General features: G+C 45.5%; 22 protein-coding genes and 2 pseudogenes. 12 read left to right on the plus strand and 12 right to left on the minus strand.

From position 1 onward, the window contains the following. Positions 1–81 precede the first annotated feature (81 nt). Positions 82–441 carry an arsenate reductase family protein gene (locus BQ9856_RS22370; RefSeq protein ID WP_077613502.1) on the minus strand — a complete coding sequence of 120 codons (360 nt, stop codon included), beginning with the start codon at positions 439–441 and terminating at the stop codon, positions 82–84. Positions 442–552: 111 nt separating this feature from the next. Between BQ9856_RS22370 and BQ9856_RS22375 the strand changes: the two genes are divergently transcribed. The 3 genes from BQ9856_RS22375 to BQ9856_RS22385 all read left to right on the plus strand — a co-directional run bounded on the left by BQ9856_RS22375 (position 553) and on the right by BQ9856_RS22385 (position 2,201). After that, complete coding sequence (locus BQ9856_RS22375) at positions 553–1,080, plus strand: nucleoside recognition domain-containing protein (RefSeq protein WP_077612978.1); 528 nt, start codon at positions 553–555, stop codon at positions 1,078–1,080. A gap of 122 nt (positions 1,081–1,202) precedes the next feature. Beyond that, positions 1,203–1,637, plus strand: a complete 435-nt coding sequence (locus BQ9856_RS22380) for a MarR family winged helix-turn-helix transcriptional regulator (RefSeq protein WP_442855563.1) — start codon at positions 1,203–1,205, stop codon at positions 1,635–1,637. 27 nt (positions 1,638–1,664) lie between these two features. Continuing rightward, positions 1,665–2,201, plus strand: coding sequence for a GerMN domain-containing protein (locus BQ9856_RS22385; protein ID WP_077612980.1), 537 nt, complete (start codon positions 1,665–1,667; stop codon positions 2,199–2,201). 51 nt (positions 2,202–2,252) lie between these two features. Here the strand turns inward: BQ9856_RS22385 and BQ9856_RS22390 are convergent, their stop codons facing one another. Then, the gene (locus BQ9856_RS22390; RefSeq protein ID WP_077612981.1) at positions 2,253–4,067 is read right to left on the minus strand and encodes a DUF885 domain-containing protein; all 1,815 of its coding nucleotides are present in this window, start codon (positions 4,065–4,067) and stop codon (positions 2,253–2,255) included. Positions 4,068–4,600: 533 nt separating this feature from the next. Here BQ9856_RS22390 and metG point away from each other — a divergent pair. The 5 genes from metG to dhaS (BQ9856_RS22415) all read left to right on the plus strand — a co-directional run bounded on the left by metG (position 4,601) and on the right by dhaS (BQ9856_RS22415) (position 9,733). Then, positions 4,601–6,583 (plus strand): methionine--tRNA ligase, encoded by a 1,983-nt coding sequence (metG, locus tag BQ9856_RS22395; protein ID WP_077613503.1) that lies wholly within the window; start codon positions 4,601–4,603, stop codon positions 6,581–6,583. 86 nt (positions 6,584–6,669) lie between these two features. Next, entirely contained in the window at positions 6,670–7,422 is a 753-nt protein-coding gene (locus BQ9856_RS22400) for a TraX family protein (protein ID WP_077612982.1), read from the plus strand. A 53-nt stretch (positions 7,423–7,475) separates the two neighbouring features. Next, complete coding sequence (locus BQ9856_RS22405) at positions 7,476–8,243, plus strand: TatD family hydrolase (protein ID WP_077612983.1); 768 nt, start codon at positions 7,476–7,478, stop codon at positions 8,241–8,243. A 40-nt stretch (positions 8,244–8,283) separates the two neighbouring features. Continuing rightward, positions 8,284–9,150: a 16S rRNA (adenine(1518)-N(6)/adenine(1519)-N(6))-dimethyltransferase RsmA gene (gene rsmA, locus BQ9856_RS22410; protein WP_077612984.1), complete on the plus strand. Its 867-nt coding sequence runs from the start codon at positions 8,284–8,286 to the stop codon at positions 9,148–9,150. 19 nt (positions 9,151–9,169) lie between these two features. Continuing rightward, positions 9,170–9,733, plus strand: coding sequence for a dihydroxyacetone kinase transcriptional activator DhaS (gene dhaS, locus BQ9856_RS22415; protein WP_077612985.1), 564 nt, complete (start codon positions 9,170–9,172; stop codon positions 9,731–9,733). On the opposite strand, the gene BQ9856_RS22420 is transcribed toward dhaS (BQ9856_RS22415), so the two are convergent. Next, positions 9,730–9,963: a hypothetical protein gene (locus tag BQ9856_RS22420; protein WP_077612986.1), complete on the minus strand. Its 234-nt coding sequence runs from the start codon at positions 9,961–9,963 to the stop codon at positions 9,730–9,732. The two genes, dhaS (BQ9856_RS22415) and BQ9856_RS22420, sit on opposite strands and share 4 nt — an antisense overlap. A 209-nt stretch (positions 9,964–10,172) precedes the next feature. Here BQ9856_RS22420 and BQ9856_RS22425 point away from each other — a divergent pair. From BQ9856_RS22425 to dhaS (BQ9856_RS22435), 3 genes and pseudogenes are all read left to right on the plus strand, one after another. Beyond that, positions 10,173–11,552, plus strand: a pseudogene (locus tag BQ9856_RS22425) (oleate hydratase); the annotation flags it as partial. Continuing rightward, positions 11,537–11,746 (plus strand): annotated as a pseudogene (locus BQ9856_RS22430) (16S rRNA (adenine(1518)-N(6)/adenine(1519)-N(6))-dimethyltransferase RsmA); the annotation flags it as partial. The pseudogenes BQ9856_RS22425 and BQ9856_RS22430, both read left to right, overlap by 16 nt. 19 nt (positions 11,747–11,765) lie before the next feature. Then, positions 11,766–12,329 carry a dihydroxyacetone kinase transcriptional activator DhaS gene (gene dhaS, locus BQ9856_RS22435; RefSeq protein ID WP_077612985.1) on the plus strand — a complete coding sequence of 188 codons (564 nt, stop codon included), beginning with the start codon at positions 11,766–11,768 and terminating at the stop codon, positions 12,327–12,329. On the opposite strand, the gene BQ9856_RS22440 is transcribed toward dhaS (BQ9856_RS22435), so the two are convergent. Continuing rightward, on the minus strand, positions 12,326–12,559 hold the full coding sequence (locus tag BQ9856_RS22440; protein WP_077612986.1) for a hypothetical protein: 234 nt from the start codon (positions 12,557–12,559) through the stop codon (positions 12,326–12,328). The two genes, dhaS (BQ9856_RS22435) and BQ9856_RS22440, sit on opposite strands and share 4 nt — an antisense overlap. Before the next feature lie 209 nt (positions 12,560–12,768). Here BQ9856_RS22440 and BQ9856_RS22445 point away from each other — a divergent pair, with 209 nt between their 5' ends. Further along, positions 12,769–14,502, plus strand: a complete 1,734-nt coding sequence (locus BQ9856_RS22445) for an oleate hydratase (protein WP_077612987.1) — start codon at positions 12,769–12,771, stop codon at positions 14,500–14,502. Between the two features lie 76 nt (positions 14,503–14,578). Here BQ9856_RS22445 and BQ9856_RS22450 read toward each other — a convergent pair whose 3' ends face one another. The 8 genes from BQ9856_RS22450 to nagB all read right to left on the minus strand — a co-directional run bounded on the left by BQ9856_RS22450 (position 14,579) and on the right by nagB (position 19,860). Further along, positions 14,579–15,130 carry a TIGR01440 family protein gene (locus tag BQ9856_RS22450; RefSeq protein ID WP_077612988.1) on the minus strand — a complete coding sequence of 184 codons (552 nt, stop codon included), beginning with the start codon at positions 15,128–15,130 and terminating at the stop codon, positions 14,579–14,581. A 39-nt stretch (positions 15,131–15,169) separates the two neighbouring features. After that, on the minus strand, positions 15,170–15,589 hold the full coding sequence (locus BQ9856_RS22455) for an HIT family protein (RefSeq protein WP_077612989.1): 420 nt from the start codon (positions 15,587–15,589) through the stop codon (positions 15,170–15,172). Positions 15,590–15,647: 58 nt separating this feature from the next. After that, positions 15,648–16,049, minus strand: a complete 402-nt coding sequence (locus BQ9856_RS22460) for a bacteriohemerythrin (protein ID WP_077612990.1) — start codon at positions 16,047–16,049, stop codon at positions 15,648–15,650. A 66-nt stretch (positions 16,050–16,115) separates the two neighbouring features. After that, positions 16,116–17,126 (minus strand): ABC transporter ATP-binding protein, encoded by a 1,011-nt coding sequence (locus BQ9856_RS22465; RefSeq protein WP_077612991.1) that lies wholly within the window; start codon positions 17,124–17,126, stop codon positions 16,116–16,118. Continuing rightward, positions 17,080–17,940: an ABC-2 family transporter protein gene (locus BQ9856_RS22470; protein ID WP_235839287.1), complete on the minus strand. Its 861-nt coding sequence runs from the start codon at positions 17,938–17,940 to the stop codon at positions 17,080–17,082. The genes BQ9856_RS22465 and BQ9856_RS22470 overlap by 47 nt, the downstream gene beginning before the upstream one ends. Next, positions 17,930–18,760 carry a hypothetical protein gene (locus tag BQ9856_RS22475; RefSeq protein WP_077612992.1) on the minus strand — a complete coding sequence of 277 codons (831 nt, stop codon included), beginning with the start codon at positions 18,758–18,760 and terminating at the stop codon, positions 17,930–17,932. Before BQ9856_RS22475 ends, BQ9856_RS22470 begins: the two co-directional genes overlap by 11 nt. A 146-nt stretch (positions 18,761–18,906) precedes the next feature. Then, a complete protein-coding gene (locus BQ9856_RS24965; protein ID WP_200801342.1) occupies positions 18,907–19,059 on the minus strand; it encodes a hypothetical protein in 153 nt (50 codons plus the stop codon). Positions 19,060–19,125: 66 nt separating this feature from the next. Continuing rightward, positions 19,126–19,860, minus strand: coding sequence for a glucosamine-6-phosphate deaminase (nagB, locus tag BQ9856_RS22480; RefSeq protein WP_077612993.1), 735 nt, complete (start codon positions 19,858–19,860; stop codon positions 19,126–19,128).

Here is a 19,860-nt window from a genome sequence, read left to right on the forward strand (position 1 = left end):
GTGGAATCATCTGCCTGACGGAAAGTGACGGATATAAGCCGTTTTTTCCGCCAGGTTTTTTGTTTCAAAGTCAGAGAGAAGCTACTGCATCAATGCTTTCTCCCATTCCTCTTCCTTAAATCCCACCAGAACAAAATCTTTTCCGATTATTAACGGACGTTTTACCAGCATCCCGTTTGTTGCAAGCAGATCGATCTGCTCCTTTTCACTCATGCCTGGGAGAAGGTCCTTTAAATGCTTTTCCTTATAGAGGATACCGCTTGTATTAAAGAAGCGTTTCGCAGGAAGTCCGCTCTTTTCAATCCAGGCGGCAAGCTCGGCAGAAGTGGGCTTTTCATCTTTGATATTCCTGGAATTGTATGCTGTTTTATGGGCATCCAGCCATTTCTTTGCATTTTTACAGGTGCTGCAGGGCGGGTATTGTAAAAATAAAAGATTCATCATTGTAGATCTCCTTTCTGTTCTTCCTTTCTATTTTACCTTGAAACCAGTTGAATGAAAAGGTAAGAATTTGAATAGACTATAACAATTGAGGAATTTTGGGTGTAAACAGTGAGATTTTTATTATTTCTGTCAGAGGCAGCGGTACCGCTTATCATCTTTTACATTGTAGGATTTGGGATTTTGTCCAAACGGCCGGTTTTTGATGATTTTATAAACGGAGCCAAAGAAGGGATGAAGACAGTAGCAGGGATCATGCCTACGTTAATCGGTCTGATGACAGCGGTCGGGGTACTCCGGGCCTCGGGTTTTCTCGATTTTCTGGCAAAATTACTGACAAAGCCGGCTTCCCTTCTCTTCCTTCCCGCTCCGGTCGTTCCTGTGATTTTAGTTCGACTGGTATCAAATTCTGCGGCTACCGGACTGGTACTTGACATTTTTAAGAAATATGGGACTGACTCTTATATCGGGATGCTGACATCCGTGCTTATGAGCTGCACGGAAACCGTGTTTTACTGTCTGAGTATCTATTTTGGAACCGTTAAAATAAAAAAGACCCGGTACACCCTGGCCGGTGCATTGGCGGCTACGGCAGCAGGAGTGGCTGCCAGCGTCGTTTTAAGCCGTTTTTTGGTATAAAAGGGATTTTTTCATAGCGATTTTAAGAATTTCATAAGAATTCAGGTGGTTGTCTTGGAATACATAATCATGTATAATTACGAAGAAGCTTTTATTGTCATAAAGGTATGAAGGGGATAAACGTGGATACTTACGGAACTCTTAACGAAGTATTGGTAAGACTGTTTCGGGATATTATGGATATAGAACAACAGGCTATCATTACACAGGAATTTAATAATATTACGAATAATGATATGCATGTGATAGAGGCGATCGGGATTGGAGAGCCAAAGAATATGTCGTCCATAGCCAGGGAACTCTCCGTTACGGTTGGTACATTGACCATAGCCATGAACAGTCTTGTTAAGAAAGGCTATGTGACCCGTCAAAGAGGAAAAGAGGACCGGCGCGTTGTATATATTTCTCTTTCAGAAAAGGGAAAGGAAGCCTATGAGCACCATGCCAGATTTCATCAGGAAATGATCGCAGGTGCTGTTGCAAGCCTGAGTGAAAATGAGATAGAAGTTTTGATCAAAGCTCTGACCAATCTGAACAAATGGTTTCGGAGCCTTTAACAGAATTTAAGGAGGCAATACGCAATTATGAGAAAGTTCATCGTGTTTTTATTAAGCGCTATGCTGGTTATTTCCCTGGCAGCTTGTTCACCAACACAGCCAAAGATGGAGACTACTGCACCTGATCCGCAAGTGATGGCTTCAACAGGAGGTGCTAGCGATAAAGTTCCTGACCCTAACGCAGAACCTATGGAAATCATTTCCGTATACAGCCAGAACGATGATGCAACCGGTTTGAACCAGGCGATGGATGCAGTGGATGAGTTAACGGCAGATGCCCTGGTGGACAAACTGATTGAATACGGCGTTCTGACGGAAGGTACAAAGGTTCTGAAGTTTGATATGGCGGATGGGACAGGCACACTGGATTTATCCCAGGTTCCAAACAGCGGTTCAACCGGAGACTTACTTATGCTGACAGCGGTTGGTAATACCTTTATTGAGAATTTTGAACTGGACAAGTTAAAACTTCTGGTAAATGGAAAGAACTTTTCCAGCGGACATATGGAACAGGGTGATAATGATTATCTGGAATACGTTAAGAATTATAAAGAAATCAAATAAAATTATAACAGAAAAGGCAGGAGCGCAAAATTTAACGCTTCTGCCTTTTTATCAGCTCCGTAATTGTTTGCCAAGCCAGTTTCGAAATGAGGGCTGTATCACGGAAAATGGAGCGGGGCCCACATCAAGAAGAAAGGTGTGGAAGTCTTTTAAATTAAAATCATCCTTTAAGATCCTCTGAGCGGTATTCCGCATTTCCATGATCTCCATATATCCCACGTAATATTCCATGTAATTGGTAGGATTCTCGATCAGGCTGCTGTAGATGGTGTCCACAATATTGGTGTTCTCCACGTTATAAAAGGTACCCAGATATTTTGCTACCTGATCCTTATCCCAGCCTTCATAATTAATGCAGATATCCAAATAGGCATAGATGCCGAGGGTGACGGCTGTATTATGGGCCAGCAGCTGTCCCAGCTCCGGGTCCAGCCCGTTATCCAGCGTATAGGAATAAAATTCCACATAGGTAGCCCAGCCTTCCGAGTAGCTGGAAAAGGAGAGGATGCTCCTTAAATCACAGGTATTCCTGCTTAAAAAATATACGTTTTGATACAGGTGCCCGGGATAGCCTTCATGGGCCAGAGTGGTAAAGAGATCCTCGTTTTGAAAACGGGGATTGCCGTTAATGTAAATAACATTATCCTCATAACGGTCAATGGGCGGAACCAGGTAGAAAGCAGGGCTTAAGGAAGTCTCCAGGGTAGCCGGGACGTATTTGACCGTATAGCTGCATGGCGGAAGTTCAGGGAAATCCTCTGAAATCTGAGTCTTTAAGGATTCCAGTATCTCCTCCGGTTTGGTATATTGGAAAGAATAATTTTCAAGAGAATTTAATACCTCCGGATGAGCTTTTGTAATCTGCCCCAGGGCCTGTATATCAGAGTTCATCTGTTTTTCGATAGCCTTTGTTAAGCTTCGTATGGAATCATAAGATGTTCCGGTATTGGAATTGACCAGATATTCGAAATACCGTTTTCCCTCCGGATACCAGCATAATCCCTTGTCATTGGTTCCGGTTCCCATAAGGGCAGTCATGCCGTCGATCAGGTTCTTGTAGGCAGGGATAAAGTGCTCTTCCAGAATTTTTAAGTTCTGCTCCTTATAAGCGGCTTTCTCCTCATCGGTTAAGTCCGTAAGGGCATCCACCCGGGTGTTAAATGTTTCTGCCAGAAAGCTGTGGTCCGGTTGGATTAAATAAGCCTCACAGGATTTTAACACATGGTCAGCGGCAGAGTCGCTCATGAACAGTCCGGCCTCGGATTTTTTCTTTTCAAACTCCAGGATCTGACCGTAATAATTATCAATAGTAGAAAGCAGGGAAAGATAATGATCCACATCATCCCGGGTATAAAAGGCATACTCTGCAAACAAAACCGGAAGCTGGGCCTGGATTCCGATGGTGCTTGTTAAGGGCTGGGCATAAAGCTCCAGGCCGTCAGAGGTTAATTCCGTTTCTATGTAAGAGTATAAAATCTGATAGGTGAGCCTCTGCCCGCTGGTTAACCGGCGCTGGTTAAACTCCTCCAGCTTCTTTTTTAGCTCTTGCAGCTCTTTGGAATTCTTTTTCATTTTATCCAGAGAAAAATCTCCAAGAGTCAGAGGAACCGTATCAAATCCCCGGGAAGCAGGATTCGCTATGCTGAAATGAAAATTGATCCCGGAGTCGCTTATCTCCTTACGAAACAGGTCATCCGTAAACTGATCGAACTTGTTTTGTACAGATATGTCATCGGCCCGGTACTGCTCATACCCCTGCGGAGCTGTTGCAAGTGGTTCTGGGGGCGGTGTACAGGCGCAAAACAGCGAAACCGCCAGAATGATGGAAAGAAAACGGCGGCCCTGCTTAAAAACGTTGTTTTTCATAAATGATTCCTCCGTAATTCACTAATACTATTTATATGATGATTCTAAAAAAGTCATGACAAAAGCATTGATATCGGTACTTACCCGCTTGACAAACCTTACAGGAACCATTACACTAGGGTTATTGACAATTTATTTATGTGAGAATGCTGAGAAAAGAAGAGTAAGAAATCAACCTCATGGGCAGAGACTTCCGGGAGCTGAAAAGGAAGCTTGAGCGTATTTCCCAACATGGCCTTGGAGCAGTGGAATTGAATGGCAGAGAACCAGCCTTTAAATTTCGACGGTCACACCCGTTATCGTGTCAGACTGTTAATAAGTAACCATAAGTTTTCCGCATGAAGCTTAAGGGGACAAACGCAGCCGGTAAGGTCCGTACCGCAAGGTATGGATAAATTAAAGTGGTAACACGGGACAGTTCCCCGTCTTTAAATTTCCGAAAGGATGTTTTTAGGCGGGTTTTTTCTTTGCGGGAAGGATATGGAGAACGGTCTTTCCGCTGCATCTCATTTGATAAACAGGAGGAAGAGAAAATGTGTAAGGATACGAACAAAAAGCCATATTATATCACCACAGCCATTGCCTATGCATCGGGAAAACCCCATATCGGCAATACCTATGAGGCTGTATTAGCCGATGCGATTGCCCGCTATAAGAGAGCGGAAGGCTACGATGTGTTTTTCCAGACCGGAACCGATGAGCATGGCCAGAAGATCGAGGAAAAGGCAGAAGCCGCAGGCATCACACCAAAGGAGTTCGTAGATAAGGCGGCAGGAGAAATTAAGAAAATCTGGGATTTGATGAACACCTCTTACGATAAATTCATCCGCACCACAGACAAAGACCATGAAGAACAGGTTCAGAAGATTTTTAAGAAGCTGTATGAGCAGGGCGATATCTATAAGGGATATTATGAGGGCCTTTACTGTACTCCCTGTGAATCCTTTTTCACGGAGTCCCAGCTGGTGAATGGAAAATGCCCGGACTGCGGCCGTGAAGTAAAGCCTGCCAAAGAAGAGGCTTATTTCTTCCGCATGAGCAAATATGCAGACCGTCTGATCCGGCATATCAATGAGAATCCGGATTTTATCCAGCCGGTGTCCAGAAAGAATGAGATGATGAATAATTTCCTTCTTCCGGGGCTTCAGGATCTCTGTGTATCCAGAACTACCTTTAAGTGGGGTATTCCTGTTACCTTTGATCCCAGGCATGTGACCTATGTATGGCTGGATGCATTGACCAACTATATCACAGGCATCGGTTATGACTGCGGCGGCGACGGCAGCGAACAGTTTAAAAAATTCTGGCCTGCGGACCTTCATTTGATCGGAAAGGATATCATCCGCTTCCATACCATCTACTGGCCGATTTTCCTTATGGCCCTTAATGTTCCGCTTCCCAAGCAGGTATTCGGCCATCCGTGGCTGTTACAGGGGGATGGAAAAATGAGCAAATCCAAGGGAAATGTCCTCTATGCGGATACTCTGGTGGATTTCTTTGGCGTGGATGCAGTCCGTTACTTTGTGCTTCATGAAATGCCGTTTGACAATGACGGGGTCATTTCCTGGGAACTGATGGTGGAGCGCATGAACTCAGACCTTGCCAATATCCTTGGCAACCTGGTAAACCGGACCATTTCCATGTCCAATAAATACTTTGAAGGCATTGTGTCTGACGGAAACACAGCGGATGCAATTGACGGGGATTTAAAGGCAGCGGTCCTGGAAGAAGTGAAAAAAGTTCAGGAAAAGATGGAAAAGCTCAGGGTTGCGGATGCCATCACATCAATATTTAATATTTTCAGAAGAAGCAACAAATACATTGATGAGACAGCTCCATGGACTCTTGCAAAGGATGAAGCATCAAAGGACCGTCTGGCAACCGTTTTATATAACCTGACGGAAGCCATTACGATCGGAGCGTCCTTACTTGACTCCTTCATGCCGGATACCTCTAAAAAGATTCTTGACCAGCTTTGCACCGCTAAGAGAGAGCTGTCTCAGATGAATGAATTTGGCCTGTATCCATCCGGTAATAAAGTCACGGATAAGCCGGAAATTTTATTTGCCCGTATGGATATTAAGGAAGTAATGGAAAAGGTGGAAGCCATGAATGCCGCCTCTGCGGATTCAGCCGCCGGGGCAGCTGCCGAAGCCGGGGAATCTGACGGAATTGACATCGAAGCCAAAGCAGAAATCGAATACGATGATTTTGCCAGGCTGCAGTTTCAGGTCGGCGAGATCATTGCCTGTGAGGCAGTTGCAAAATCCAAGAAGCTTTTATGCTCCCAGGTGAGGATCGGCAGCCAGGTAAAACAGATCGTAAGCGGAATCAAAGCCCATTATTCACCGGAAGAAATGGTTGGCAAAAAGGTAATGGTTGTGGTAAACTTAAAACCAGCAAAACTGGCTGGTGTTATGTCTGAAGGCATGCTTCTCTGTGCGGAGGACGCAGAAGGCAATTTATCCCTTATGGTTCCGGAGAAACCAATGCCGGCAGGAGCAGAAATCTGCTGATCAGGGGAATATCAAAAGGCATGTGAGAAAAGAACGAAGGCCGGGTTATTATAATCCGGCCTTGTGGTTTTGAAAAGGAGAATTCCATGAATGAGCCAATGAGTTCCCGTACAAAAGGAATAACCGGAAATACCTTAAAGATGATTGCCATTATTTCCATGCTCATTGACCACACAGGTGTGGCTATCATCGAAAACGGTATATTAAAATATCAGAATAACAGCCTGGCGTTTGCAATTTTAAGTACGCCGGAGGGGAAAATGTGGAGCATGGCCGACCTGGTACTGCGGACCATGGGGAGGCTGGCATTTCCAATTTTCTGCTTTCTGCTGGTGGAAGGTTTCTGCCATACAAAGGATGTGAAAAAATATGGAGCCAGGCTTCTGGTGTTTGCCCTTATTTCAGAGATACCTTTTGATCTGGCGCTGTTTGACAAATGGTTTAACCCTGGTTATCAGAATGTTTATTTTACCCTGTTTCTTGGTCTCTGGGTCCTTTATTGGTACCGGAAGACCATGGGGCAGCCGGTTAAGCAGTCCCTGGTCATATTAGCCGGCTGCGGCGCGTCAATTTTATTAAAATGTGACTATAATATCATTGGAATCGTTATGATCCTGCTCTTTTATGTTTTTTATGAGAATAAAAGGCTGCAGACTTTGTTTGGGGGAGTTATGGCAGCAGTTGAAAGCCTGGAATGCTTTGGAGCCGCCATGCTGGCATTGATCCCAATCCGCATGTACAATGGAACAAGAGGGAAAAAGAACTTAAAATATTTTTTTTACTGGTTTTATCCCGTCCATTTGCTTTTACTATATATACTGCGTTTGATTATAATTTAAAAATGAGCAGATCCTTAAGCGTATGAGGGCCTTGTTTTTAAAAGGAGAATATTATGATTTTTGATACACACGCCCATTACGACGATGAGGCATTTGATGAAGACAGAGACGACCTGCTGGCAGGTCTTTGGGAACATGGCATTGAGGCGGTTACAAATGTAGGGGCCAGTATAAAAACTTCGGAAAGCACGGTGAAGCTGACAGAGAAATATCCTTATGTATACGGTGCCATCGGTGTGCATCCCAATGAAACCGGGGAATTGAATGAAGAGAGCTTAAACTGGCTTAAGGAACAGTCCGGCCATAAAAAAATCGTAGCCATCGGGGAGATCGGCTTAGACTATTATTGGGATGAGCCGGACCGTGAAATACAGAAAAAGTGGTTTGTCCGCCAGCTGGACCTTGCAAAACAGGTGAAGCTTCCAGTCATCATCCACAGCCGGGATGCGGCCAGGGATACTCTGGACATCATGAAGGCAGAGGGTGCGAAAGATACAGGAGGAGTGATCCATTGTTTTTCCTATGGAAAGGAAATGGCCAGGGAATACTTAAATATGGGCTATTATCTGGGAATCGGAGGAGTGCTTACCTTTAAGAATGCTAAAAAGCTTCGGGAAGTGGTGGAATACATGCCCATGGAACAGCTGGTTCTGGAAACGGATTGTCCTTATTTAGCCCCGGTGCCCAATCGTGGAAAACGCAATTCATCCTTAAACCTTCCCTATGTGGTGAAGGAAATCAGCGCCATAAAGGGTATTCCGGAAGAAGAGGTAATTGAAATCACCGGTCAGAATGCGAAAACATTATATAAACTGATTTAAGAGATCATGGAGCTGCAAAAAAAGAAAACGGAGGACGAGCATGGCAACACTGGGTAATCCCCAAAAGACGATTGAGATCATACAAAAATATGAGTTCGCATTTCAGAAGAAATTCGGGCAGAATTTTTTGATTGATACCCACGTACTGGACAAAATCATTGCTGCGGCAGGTGTGACAAAGGATGACTGTGTTCTGGAGATCGGACCTGGAATCGGTACGATGACTCAGTATCTGGCAGAAAACGCCAGGCATGTGGTGGCGGTGGAGATTGATTCGAATTTAATCCCGATTCTTAAGGAGACCCTTGAGGATTATGATAATGTAACCGTTATTCACGATGACATCCTGAAGGTTGACATCAAACGTATAACGGAGCAGTATAACGGGGGACGCCCCATTAAGGTGGTGGCAAATCTGCCTTATTATATCACGACCCCAATCATCATGGGGCTTTTCGAGGGTATGGTCCCTATTGACAACATTACGGTCATGGTGCAGAAGGAAGTAGCGGACCGTATGCAGGTAGGGCCGGGATCCAAGGATTACGGTGCCCTTTCCCTGGCAGTTCAGTATTATGCCGAACCTTATATTGTAGCAAACGTACCGCCTAATTGCTTTATGCCGCGTCCTGGTGTGGGGTCTGCGGTGATCCGCCTGACCCGGCATAAAAAACCGCCGGTGCAGGCAGAGGATCCGAACCTCATGTTCCGGTTGATCCGCGCTTCCTTTAACCAGAGAAGAAAAACACTGCAGAATGGCTTAAACAATTCGCCGGAAATTCCTTTCACAAAGGAACAGATCACGGAAGCAATAGAAAGCCTTGGGCTTGGACCGTCGGTGCGGGGAGAGGCTTTGAATCTGGAACAGTTTGCTGCGCTCAGCAACTATTTTACGAGGATGAAATGATAATTTTACAGGAGGGATTATGTCAGACTCGCTGATTACGAAACGTGCGATAGCAGAAGCATTGAAGCAGGTGTGCAGGGAAAAACCGTTTGACAAGATATCCATATCAGATATCACTGCAGTATGCGGTTTAAACCGGCAGACCTTCTATTATCATTTTCAGGATAAATATGAACTATTAAGCTGGATTTATTATAACGAAAATTTTGCCAGGATTGCAGATGACATCACCCTTGAAAACTGGGATCAGAAGATATTTGAACTTTTGCAGAATATGAGGTCTGAAAAACCCTTTTATATCAATACCATGAAAGAACAGGAGCATACATTTGAAAGCTATCTTTTTGAGATGGCAAAGGCCCTGTTTTCCGAGGCGATCTTTAAGCTTGATGAAAAAGGAAAGCTTACGGAGGAAGAGCGGGATTTTGATGCCGAGTTTTATGCCTACGGTATTTGCGGGATTATTATAGACTGGGTGAGAAAAGGCATGAGACTGGAACCGAAACTTGTGGCACAGCGCTTAAAAAGCCTCGCCAGGGCTACGGAACGGATCGGTTATATCCGGAGCCAGGCGGAGTTTTAAGAGAGCTTTCGCATAATGATATCCAGGCATTCCTCCCTGGAACAGCTTTTTATCAGTGCAAGCAGATCGGTATAATGAAAAAGCTCCATAGAACCGGGACTGAACTTCAGCAGTAGTTCTTCTATGTTTCTGGCTGCCCGTTCCGGTGATTTCCGCCCGTTCCTCAACTGGTGTAGAAGTGCCGTCTTCAGTACGGATTCCCGGATGTGTTTGTGCATGGTGACTGTCATGAGTAGTCCTCCTTCTTGATAATATTTATTGTAAAAGAAGATGAGAAAAATTTCGATAGACAAAATAAAAGAATTGTCTGGTTTTTCGACACCATTTCTGCGGTGTCGTTTTTTTTTACAACTTAAAATCCATGTATGATGACGAATAAAATGAAGTATGATAATATAAGCTTATCAGTAAAATCAATTCATAGAATGGAGCATCGCTTATGAGAGAAAAGAATGGTTTTGGAAAAGTAATTGCATGGGGTGCGGCAGCGGCAACGGCAGGAGTGGCCGCAAAAAAAGCCTATGATTATACAAAAAAACAAAAGGCTTTGAAGCAGAGCGAAGCAGGAAAGCCGAGGATAGAAAGCCGGAATGCAGGAAAAAGAAAGGCTTATTTTGTAGGCGGCGGACTGGGAAGCCTGGCAGGAGCAGCTTATCTCATACGCGATTGCAAAATTCCGGGAGAGCATATCACGATTTTTGAAGGAATGCCTGTTTTAGGCGGAAGCAATGACGGCATCGGCACCCCTGAAAGAGGCTTTGTCTGCCGGGGCGGACGTATGCTCAATGAGGAAACTTATGAAAACTTCTGGGAATTGTTCCGTTCCATCCCGTCTTTGAATAACCCGGGCCGGAGCGTAACCGATGAAATATTAAACTTTGATCACGCTCATCCCACCAGCGCAAAGGCCAGGCTGGTAGATAAGGATGGAAAAATTTTGGATGTAAAAAGCATGGGCTTTACGCAGAAAGAACGTATGGCACTTTTTAAGCTTATGAATACACCGGAAGAAAAGCTGGATGATATGACCATTGAGGAATGGTTTGCAGACATGCCCCACTTCTTTACCACCAATTTCTGGTACATGTGGCAGACGACCTTTGCATTCCAGAAGTGGAGCAGCCTTTTTGAATTCCGCCGTTATATGCGCAGAATGATCCTGGAGTTTTCAAGAATTGAAACCTTGGAAGGGGTGACAAGAACTCCGTTAAACCAGTATGACAGCGTGATCCGCCCGTTAGAGACGTATTTAAGGAAACAAGGCGTTGTCTTTGAAGAAAACTGTACGGTTAAAGATATCGATTTTGCCGATGGAAATGGAATTACAGCAAAGGTACTTCACTTAAAGGATAATGGCATAGAGAGAAGCATTGAGCTTCAGGATGGGGATATCTGCATCATGACGAATGCCTGCATGACTGACAGCGCCACCCTGGGAAATTTGCATACGCCGGCACCTGCCCCTGTTTTAAGGCCCATTTCCGGGGAGCTGTGGAGCAAGGTGGCTGCAAAGAAGCCGGGGATTGGAAATCCTTATCCGTTCTTTGGAGATGTTCATGAGACTAACTGGGAAAGCTTTACCGTGACCAGCCGCGGCAACAAGCTCTTAAAGATGATCGAGAATTTCTCCGGAAATGTTCCGGGAAGCGGAGCGCTCATGACCTTTAAGGATTCAAGTTGGCTTATGAGCATTGTTGTGGCTGCCCAGCCCCATTTCATCAACCAGCCCATGGACCAGACGGTTTTCTGGGGATATGGACTTTATACCGACCGTGAAGGCGATTNGTGCAGGCAGAGGATCCGAACCTCATGTTCCGGTTGATCCGCGCTTCCTTTAACCAGAGAAGAAAAACACTGCAGAATGGCTTAAACAATTCGCCGGAAATTCCTTTCACAAAGGAACAGATCACGGAAGCAATAGAAAGCCTTGGGCTTGGACCGTCGGTGCGGGGAGAGGCTTTGAATCTGGAACAGTTTGCTGCGCTCAGCAACTATTTTACGAGGATGAAATGATAATTTTACAGGAGGGATTATGTCAGACTCGCTGATTACGAAACGTGCGATAGCAGAAGCATTGAAGCAGGTGTGCAGGGAAAAACCGTTTGACAAGATATCCATATCAGATATCACTGCAGTATGCGGTTTAAACCGGCAGACCTTCTATTATCATTTTCAGGATAAATATGAACTATTAAGCTGGATTTATTATAACGAAAATTTTGCCAGGATTGCAGATGACATCACCCTTGAAAACTGGGATCAGAAGATATTTGAACTTTTGCAGAATATGAGGTCTGAAAAACCCTTTTATATCAATACCATGAAAGAACAGGAGCATACATTTGAAAGCTATCTTTTTGAGATGGCAAAGGCCCTGTTTTCCGAGGCGATCTTTAAGCTTGATGAAAAAGGAAAGCTTACGGAGGAAGAGCGGGATTTTGATGCCGAGTTTTATGCCTACGGTATTTGCGGGATTATTATAGACTGGGTGAGAAAAGGCATGAGACTGGAACCGAAACTTGTGGCACAGCGCTTAAAAAGCCTCGCCAGGGCTACGGAACGGATCGGTTATATCCGGAGCCAGGCGGAGTTTTAAGAGAGCTTTCGCATAATGATATCCAGGCATTCCTCCCTGGAACAGCTTTTTATCAGTGCAAGCAGATCGGTATAATGAAAAAGCTCCATAGAACCGGGACTGAACTTCAGCAGTAGTTCTTCTATGTTTCTGGCTGCCCGTTCCGGTGATTTCCGCCCGTTCCTCAACTGGTGTAGAAGTGCCGTCTTCAGTACGGATTCCCGGATGTGTTTGTGCATGGTGACTGTCATGAGTAGTCCTCCTTCTTGATAATATTTATTGTAAAAGAAGATGAGAAAAATTTCGATAGACAAAATAAAAGAATTGTCTGGTTTTTCGACACCATTTCTGCGGTGTCGTTTTTTTTTACAACTTAAAATCCATGTATGATGACGAATAAAATGAAGTATGATAATATAAGCTTATCAGTAAAATCAATTCATAGAATGGAGCATCGCTTATGAGAGAAAAGAATGGTTTTGGAAAAGTAATTGCATGGGGTGCGGCAGCGGCAACGGCAGGAGTGGCCGCAAAAAAAGCCTATGATTATACAAAAAAACAAAAGGCTTTGAAGCAGAGCGAAGCAGGAAAGCCGAGGATAGAAAGCCGGAATGCAGGAAAAAGAAAGGCTTATTTTGTAGGCGGCGGACTGGGAAGCCTGGCAGGAGCAGCTTATCTCATACGCGATTGCAAAATTCCGGGAGAGCATATCACGATTTTTGAAGGAATGCCTGTTTTAGGCGGAAGCAATGACGGCATCGGCACCCCTGAAAGAGGCTTTGTCTGCCGGGGCGGACGTATGCTCAATGAGGAAACTTATGAAAACTTCTGGGAATTGTTCCGTTCCATCCCGTCTTTGAATAACCCGGGCCGGAGCGTAACCGATGAAATATTAAACTTTGATCACGCTCATCCCACCAGCGCAAAGGCCAGGCTGGTAGATAAGGATGGAAAAATTTTGGATGTAAAAAGCATGGGCTTTACGCAGAAAGAACGTATGGCACTTTTTAAGCTTATGAATACACCGGAAGAAAAGCTGGATGATATGACCATTGAGGAATGGTTTGCAGACATGCCCCACTTCTTTACCACCAATTTCTGGTACATGTGGCAGACGACCTTTGCATTCCAGAAGTGGAGCAGCCTTTTTGAATTCCGCCGTTATATGCGCAGAATGATCCTGGAGTTTTCAAGAATTGAAACCTTGGAAGGGGTGACAAGAACTCCGTTAAACCAGTATGACAGCGTGATCCGCCCGTTAGAGACGTATTTAAGGAAACAAGGCGTTGTCTTTGAAGAAAACTGTACGGTTAAAGATATCGATTTTGCCGATGGAAATGGAATTACAGCAAAGGTACTTCACTTAAAGGATAATGGCATAGAGAGAAGCATTGAGCTTCAGGATGGGGATATCTGCATCATGACGAATGCCTGCATGACTGACAGCGCCACCCTGGGAAATTTGCATACGCCGGCACCTGCCCCTGTTTTAAGGCCCATTTCCGGGGAGCTGTGGAGCAAGGTGGCTGCAAAGAAGCCGGGGATTGGAAATCCTTATCCGTTCTTTGGAGATGTTCATGAGACTAACTGGGAAAGCTTTACCGTGACCAGCCGCGGCAACAAGCTCTTAAAGATGATCGAGAATTTCTCCGGAAATGTTCCGGGAAGCGGAGCGCTCATGACCTTTAAGGATTCAAGTTGGCTTATGAGCATTGTTGTGGCTGCCCAGCCCCATTTCATCAACCAGCCCATGGACCAGACGGTTTTCTGGGGATATGGACTTTATACCGACCGTGAAGGCGATTATGTAAAGAAGCCTATGAAGGATTGTACCGGAGAAGAAATGTTAATCGAGCTCCTTCATCATCTTCATATGGAAAAACGCCAGGAGGAGATTCTGGCTGATGTGATCAATGTCATTCCCTGCATGATGCCATATGTAGATGCCCAGTTCCAGCCCCGTAAAATGGTTGACCGCCCCAAAGTGGTCCCGGCCGGATCCACCAACTTTGCCATGGCAAGCCAGTTTGTAGAGATTCCGGACGACATGGTATTTACCGAGGAATATTCGGTTCGAGCCGCCAGAATGGCTGTCTACACTTTAATGGGAGTGGATAAAAAGGTCTGTCCGGTTACTCCGTATGTCAAAAATCCAAAGGTATTGAAGAAAGCGGTCCAAACCTCATACAGGTAAAAAATCAAGTTAAAAAATCCCCCTGAGGCTTGATGAGATCAAGAATGAATCATCAGGCTTTAAGGGGGATTTTGTTTTATTCATAAGAATCATCATAACATGCGCGTACCCCGCCGATAAATTTCGGCCTGGTACGCGCAGCCACAACATGAGCGGAGCCGATGTACTGGGTCTTAATGCGGACAGGAACAGCCACAGCCTTTAAATGCATGCCGATCAGGGTATCCCCAATGTCAATTCCGGCATGTGCTTTTATGGATTCCACCGCAACGGGGCTTCCCAGAGTATCATAGGCGGCTGTAGAAAGAGAACCGCCAGCTTTCAGCTGCGGTACCACATTAACCGGTTCGTAACCATAGAGACGGGCTGCCTCTTTCTCCAGGATCAGGGCCCGGTTCAAGTGCTCGCAGCATTGAGCCGCCACATAGATCCCCTCAGCTTTAAAAATCTGGTAGATGGCGGAAAAAACTGTCTGTCCGATCTCAGCGCTGGAATGGGAACCAATGCGGTGGTCGGATATCTCACTGGAAGAGCAGCCGATCACGACTAAGTCCCGTTCATTTAAATGTGCCGCTCCCAGTAGTTCCTTTGCGGCCTCTTCAGCCTGCTTCGTGATTTCATCTAACATGATGCACACCCTCTTTCCCCATGAGCATCATTTATTTGATTATAATGCTGCACGGATAGCGGCTGCCATATCCTCATATTCTTTATCCGACAGATAGACCTTATCCGGATTCATGGCAAAGGTACCGCCCCATTCATCACCGCCGTTGTATTTTGGAACGATGTGCATATGAAGGTGGCAGCCGGTATCGCCATAAGCGCCGTAGTTTACTTTATCCGGGTTGAATACCTTATGGACAGCCCTTGAAACCTTGGATATATCTGCAAAAAATGCATTTCTCTCTTCATCACTTATATCCACCATCTCGCTGACATGGTCCTTATAAGCCAGGATAACTCTGCCCTTTTTGCTTTGCTCCTTAAATAAATATAAAAATCCTGTTTCCATTTCGCAAATCGGATAGCCAAATTTTGCGACCAGATCTCCCTTCATGCAGTATGCGCAATTTGGATCTTTCATAATCATATGCCTTCTTTCTGAAATAATTTCTTTCTCTTCCCTTATTCTGCGTGGTATCTTATCTGCTTTTTATATGAGCCGCAACCTTTACATCTTCTTTCTTGATGTGATTGATCAGCCATCCTGCGATAGCGCTGTTGACTTCCCCGACAAGAGCGACGGTCGGACCCTCTTTATCCAGTTTTACGCAGATTCCGGCCACTACTTTTTTAAATTCATCGTGGTAGCGCTTGTGGTTCATATAATCCGGGTATTGGTGTTGAAGCTGAAGCTTTTCCTCGTCACTGAAATGCTTCGCAGTATAATCCTGCAGGAATTTGGTTGTGTTAGCAAGCTCCGCACGTCCCTTACCTGTCGCGCAGGCATTAAGCAGGTTATTGATCGCATCAATGAGCTGACGATGCTCGGAATCGATCAACTGGTTCCCTGTTTCCAGATCTTTTGTAAATGTATATGCCATATGATATCGTCTCCTTATCTTTTGTTTTACACCCATTCTACACTATTTGCCTGGAAAATCCAACCGTTAATTTTCCCGCCAGCTTAAATAAAGATTTGCAACTACGTCTTCAATGGGGGCTTTTTTAATCTCCACATCCCGGATCTCTGCAAATCCGGCCAGCATGCCCAGAACCTCATGGATCTCCAGCTTTTTCCGGTCAAACTCATATTCATGAATGCCGTTTTCTGATTTTAACAGCTTCATGTCCGGAAGCTTCGGAGCAGGGTCCTGGGCCCGGGTAGTGACCTGGATCCGGTAAAAACCTCCAAGCACGTTTCTAAGCTCGTTAAAGCTTCCATCGAATGCGATCCTGCCCTTATTTAACAGCACCATCCGCTGGGCCATTTCTTCCAGATCATCCATGTCGTGGCTGGTGACAACAACCGTGGTGCCCCGTTCTTTGTTGATCTTTTTTAAAAAACGGATCATTTGCTGCTTGGCCAGTACATCTAAGCCTAACGTAGGCTCATCCAGAAAAATGAGGTCAGGGCTGTGCAAAAGCAGCATGGCAATATCTGCCCGCATCCGCTGTCCAAGACTTAATTCCCGTGCGAATGTCCTTAAAATGCCTTCCAGATCCAGAAGTTCCGTGACAAGGGAAAGATTTTTCTGGTAAATATCATCCGGAATGTTCCAAACCGACTTCTTCCACTCAAAGCTGGTAATAACAGGGTGGTCCCACCACAGTTCCGTCCGCTGCCCAAACAGCACTCCAATATGCCGCATAAGCGCGATCCGGTCCTTTGCCGGATCAAAACCAAGGACAGACACGGTTCCTTCCGTAGGGAGGAGGATACCGGAAAGTATTTTGATCGTAGTGCTTTTACCGGCTCCGTTGGCGCCTGCATAGGCGACGAATTCTCCGGGACCAATGGTAAGGGATACATGGTCAAGAGCAGTTACCGCCCGTTTTTCCGGGCGAAGCATATTTTTAATAATATCACGGGCTTTCCCGCTTCTCTGCCATTGGCAGTATTGTTTTGTTACATTATCGATGGCCAAAGCCGGTGTACCTGGGTGAGCCGTAGCGTGCATAGTGTTTCATTCCTTTCCTGAAAAATAAAATAGCAGCGGCAAGAAGTATGGCGGATGCCGCCGGTACATACAGAGCGGAGGGGAAGTCCAGAGAGGATACCCCCTCTCTTCCCGCCCTAAGCAAAAGGACGGAAGGAAACCAGGCCGTAAGACCGATGGGGATGACCGTAAGGAATATCCCTTTGACGGCGGCATTCATGTTTCCAAGGGGATAAGTTTTCAGGGAAGAAAACAGATCCCTTCCCACCATTGCGATTTCCTCCGCAGCCGCAGGAGCGTAAAAAGCTGTACAGGACAGCAGATACAGAAACGAGAGAATGATCAGGCAGGAGCAGGTTCCATATACGAGGAACAACAGGATCCATCCCGGGCTCATAACGATGGAAGCCCTGACCGCCCCGTACCATGTAAGGGCTGTTCCGAAAGCCAGCATGGGGGAGCCGGAAAATGGAGAAAAGCCCTGGGCCAGAAGCTCAGCCCATAAGGGGACCGGCTGGATCATAATATGGTCAAGCTGGCCCCGCCCGATGATACGGCTGACCATGGAAGTATTATTTCCGATAAAAAACATCATATAAATTCCGTCAATAAAGACAGAGTAGCCCATCATAAACAGAATTTCCTCCCGGTTCATGCCGGAGAAGTTCCGGAAACTTGCGGACAAAAGACAGACGCCTGCAATGGTGCATACTCCGCTTACCGTATCAGATAAAAGCTGCAGCAAGAAGTACCGGGTGTCGCGCAGAAACCACAAAAGGTCCATTTTAGCATATTGCCGGTAAAGACGAAGAAGAGTTTTTAAATTATCCGCCAAATGAAATCATCCTTTCCTTTGATTTTTGAAAGATATGGACCGCCGCAGTCCATAAAACGATATTCCATAAAACTGAAAGCCCCAGGACAGCCCATGGATTACCGGCAGTCCCCGTATAAATGGTTAAGGGGCCATGGGCCACTGATCCAAGGGGCAGCAGAGAAAATACGGTTCCGATTCCAAAGGGAAACATGGAAAAGGGAATCATTTCTCCTGACAGCAGGGAATAAACAGCCTCCCGGACAGCCAGTGCGGCGAAACAGCCATTTTTTAAGTGCATGGCAAAGGCAGCAAAAAGTAAATCAATGGCAAAGCCTAAGGAAGCTGCCAGTATGAGGCTAAAAAAAGCCAGAAGCCCGGAAAGCCCTGTTGCAGGCCACGGCCGGATTCCCAGGACCGGTGATAAAAGCCACAGGGGCAGGCCAAAGAACAGGAAGTTCGGGATCCACCACCGTCCTATGGTTTCTGCAAAGAAGCTGATTTCTACCGGCATAGGCCGGAGAAACCGTCCGATAATGGAACCTTCCCATAGGGAAGAGGTGGCCGGAGAAATGATGTTTAACTCCTGATGAAAAATGGTTGACATAAGGGTATAGGTCATCAGCCGGTCTAAAGATGTGCCTTCCGATAAAGCACCGCTCTCTGCCAGTGATCTCCAAATAAAAATAAGCATGACAAACTGGACGGCCTGAACGAAATATCCTCCTGCCACACACAGGAAACCGCCGTCAAATATCTGTTTCGTACACATGAGCATAGTGGAAAATACGGCTTTTAGATGAAAGCCGGAGCCGGTAAGAACCCTTTTTTTCTGTTTCATGAATGAAATTCCTCCATTTCGTGCGGGATTTATAATTGAGATCGTATATTCGTCCGTTCAGAGACCTCATTTTGAAAAAGCGCACAAAAATACCCGGTGCAGGAGCATCCGGGCAGAAAATCAGTCATATACCAGTTACCAGAAAATTACCGGCTATTTGACAAAATCTGAGATGGGACGCTGCCTTTTTCGTAAAAATGGGCGCACTGATACACGGACGCGTCATAATTACCGAAAATGGCGGCAATATGCTCAATGTTAGTCCATAATGATGTAGCTTCCACTGAAATATAACGCATAGCGTCTCACCTCCTTTTTTCAAGAATTTGTTCCTAATATAACATCAGAAAAAGTAAAAGTCAAGATTAACAGCTGCCCATTCTGGACAGAGCAGCTTCATCTGCCACGATGATAACATCCGGATGAAGCTGCAAAATGGAAGCCGGAACGTGCGGAGTAACCGGGCCGCAGAGCACGTCATGAAGAATATCTGCTTTATCTGCTCCGCTGACGGTCAGCAGGATCTTTTTAGCCTTCATAATGGTACCGATTCCCATGGTATATGCCTGGCGCGGAACTTCATCAATGGATGCGAAGAAGCGTTTGTTGGCCTCGATGGTACTTTCCTGAAGATCAACGATGTGCGTATCCTTTGGGAATATATCAGAAGGCTCGTTGAAACCGATATGCCCGTTGTGGCCCAGACCCAATAACTGTAAATCGACACCGCCGAGGTTTTTTACCGCTTCTTCGTAGCGGGCAGCCTCTTTCCGGGCATCTGTCTCGGTTCCATCCGGAATGTTGGTGTTTGCTTCGTTGATGTTCACATGTTTGAACAGATTTTCGCGCATAAAATAATAATAACTCTGGCCGTTGTTTCTGGTAAGTCCCTTGTATTCGTCAAGGTTTGCTGTCTTTACCTGGGAAAAATCCAGATCCCCTTTATTATACCACTCAATTAACTGCTTATAGATCCCAACTGGCGTAGAACCGGTAGCCAGTCCCAATACGCAGCCCGGTTTCATAATGATCTGTGCGGAAATAATATTTGCAGCCTTGCGGCTCATATCATTGTAGTCCTTAGCGCGATAAAGTTTCAT

Origin of the sequence: Clostridium sp. Marseille-P2415 (genome assembly GCF_900155545.1) — a bacterium.
GTDB lineage: Bacteria > Bacillota > Clostridia > Lachnospirales > Lachnospiraceae > Lacrimispora.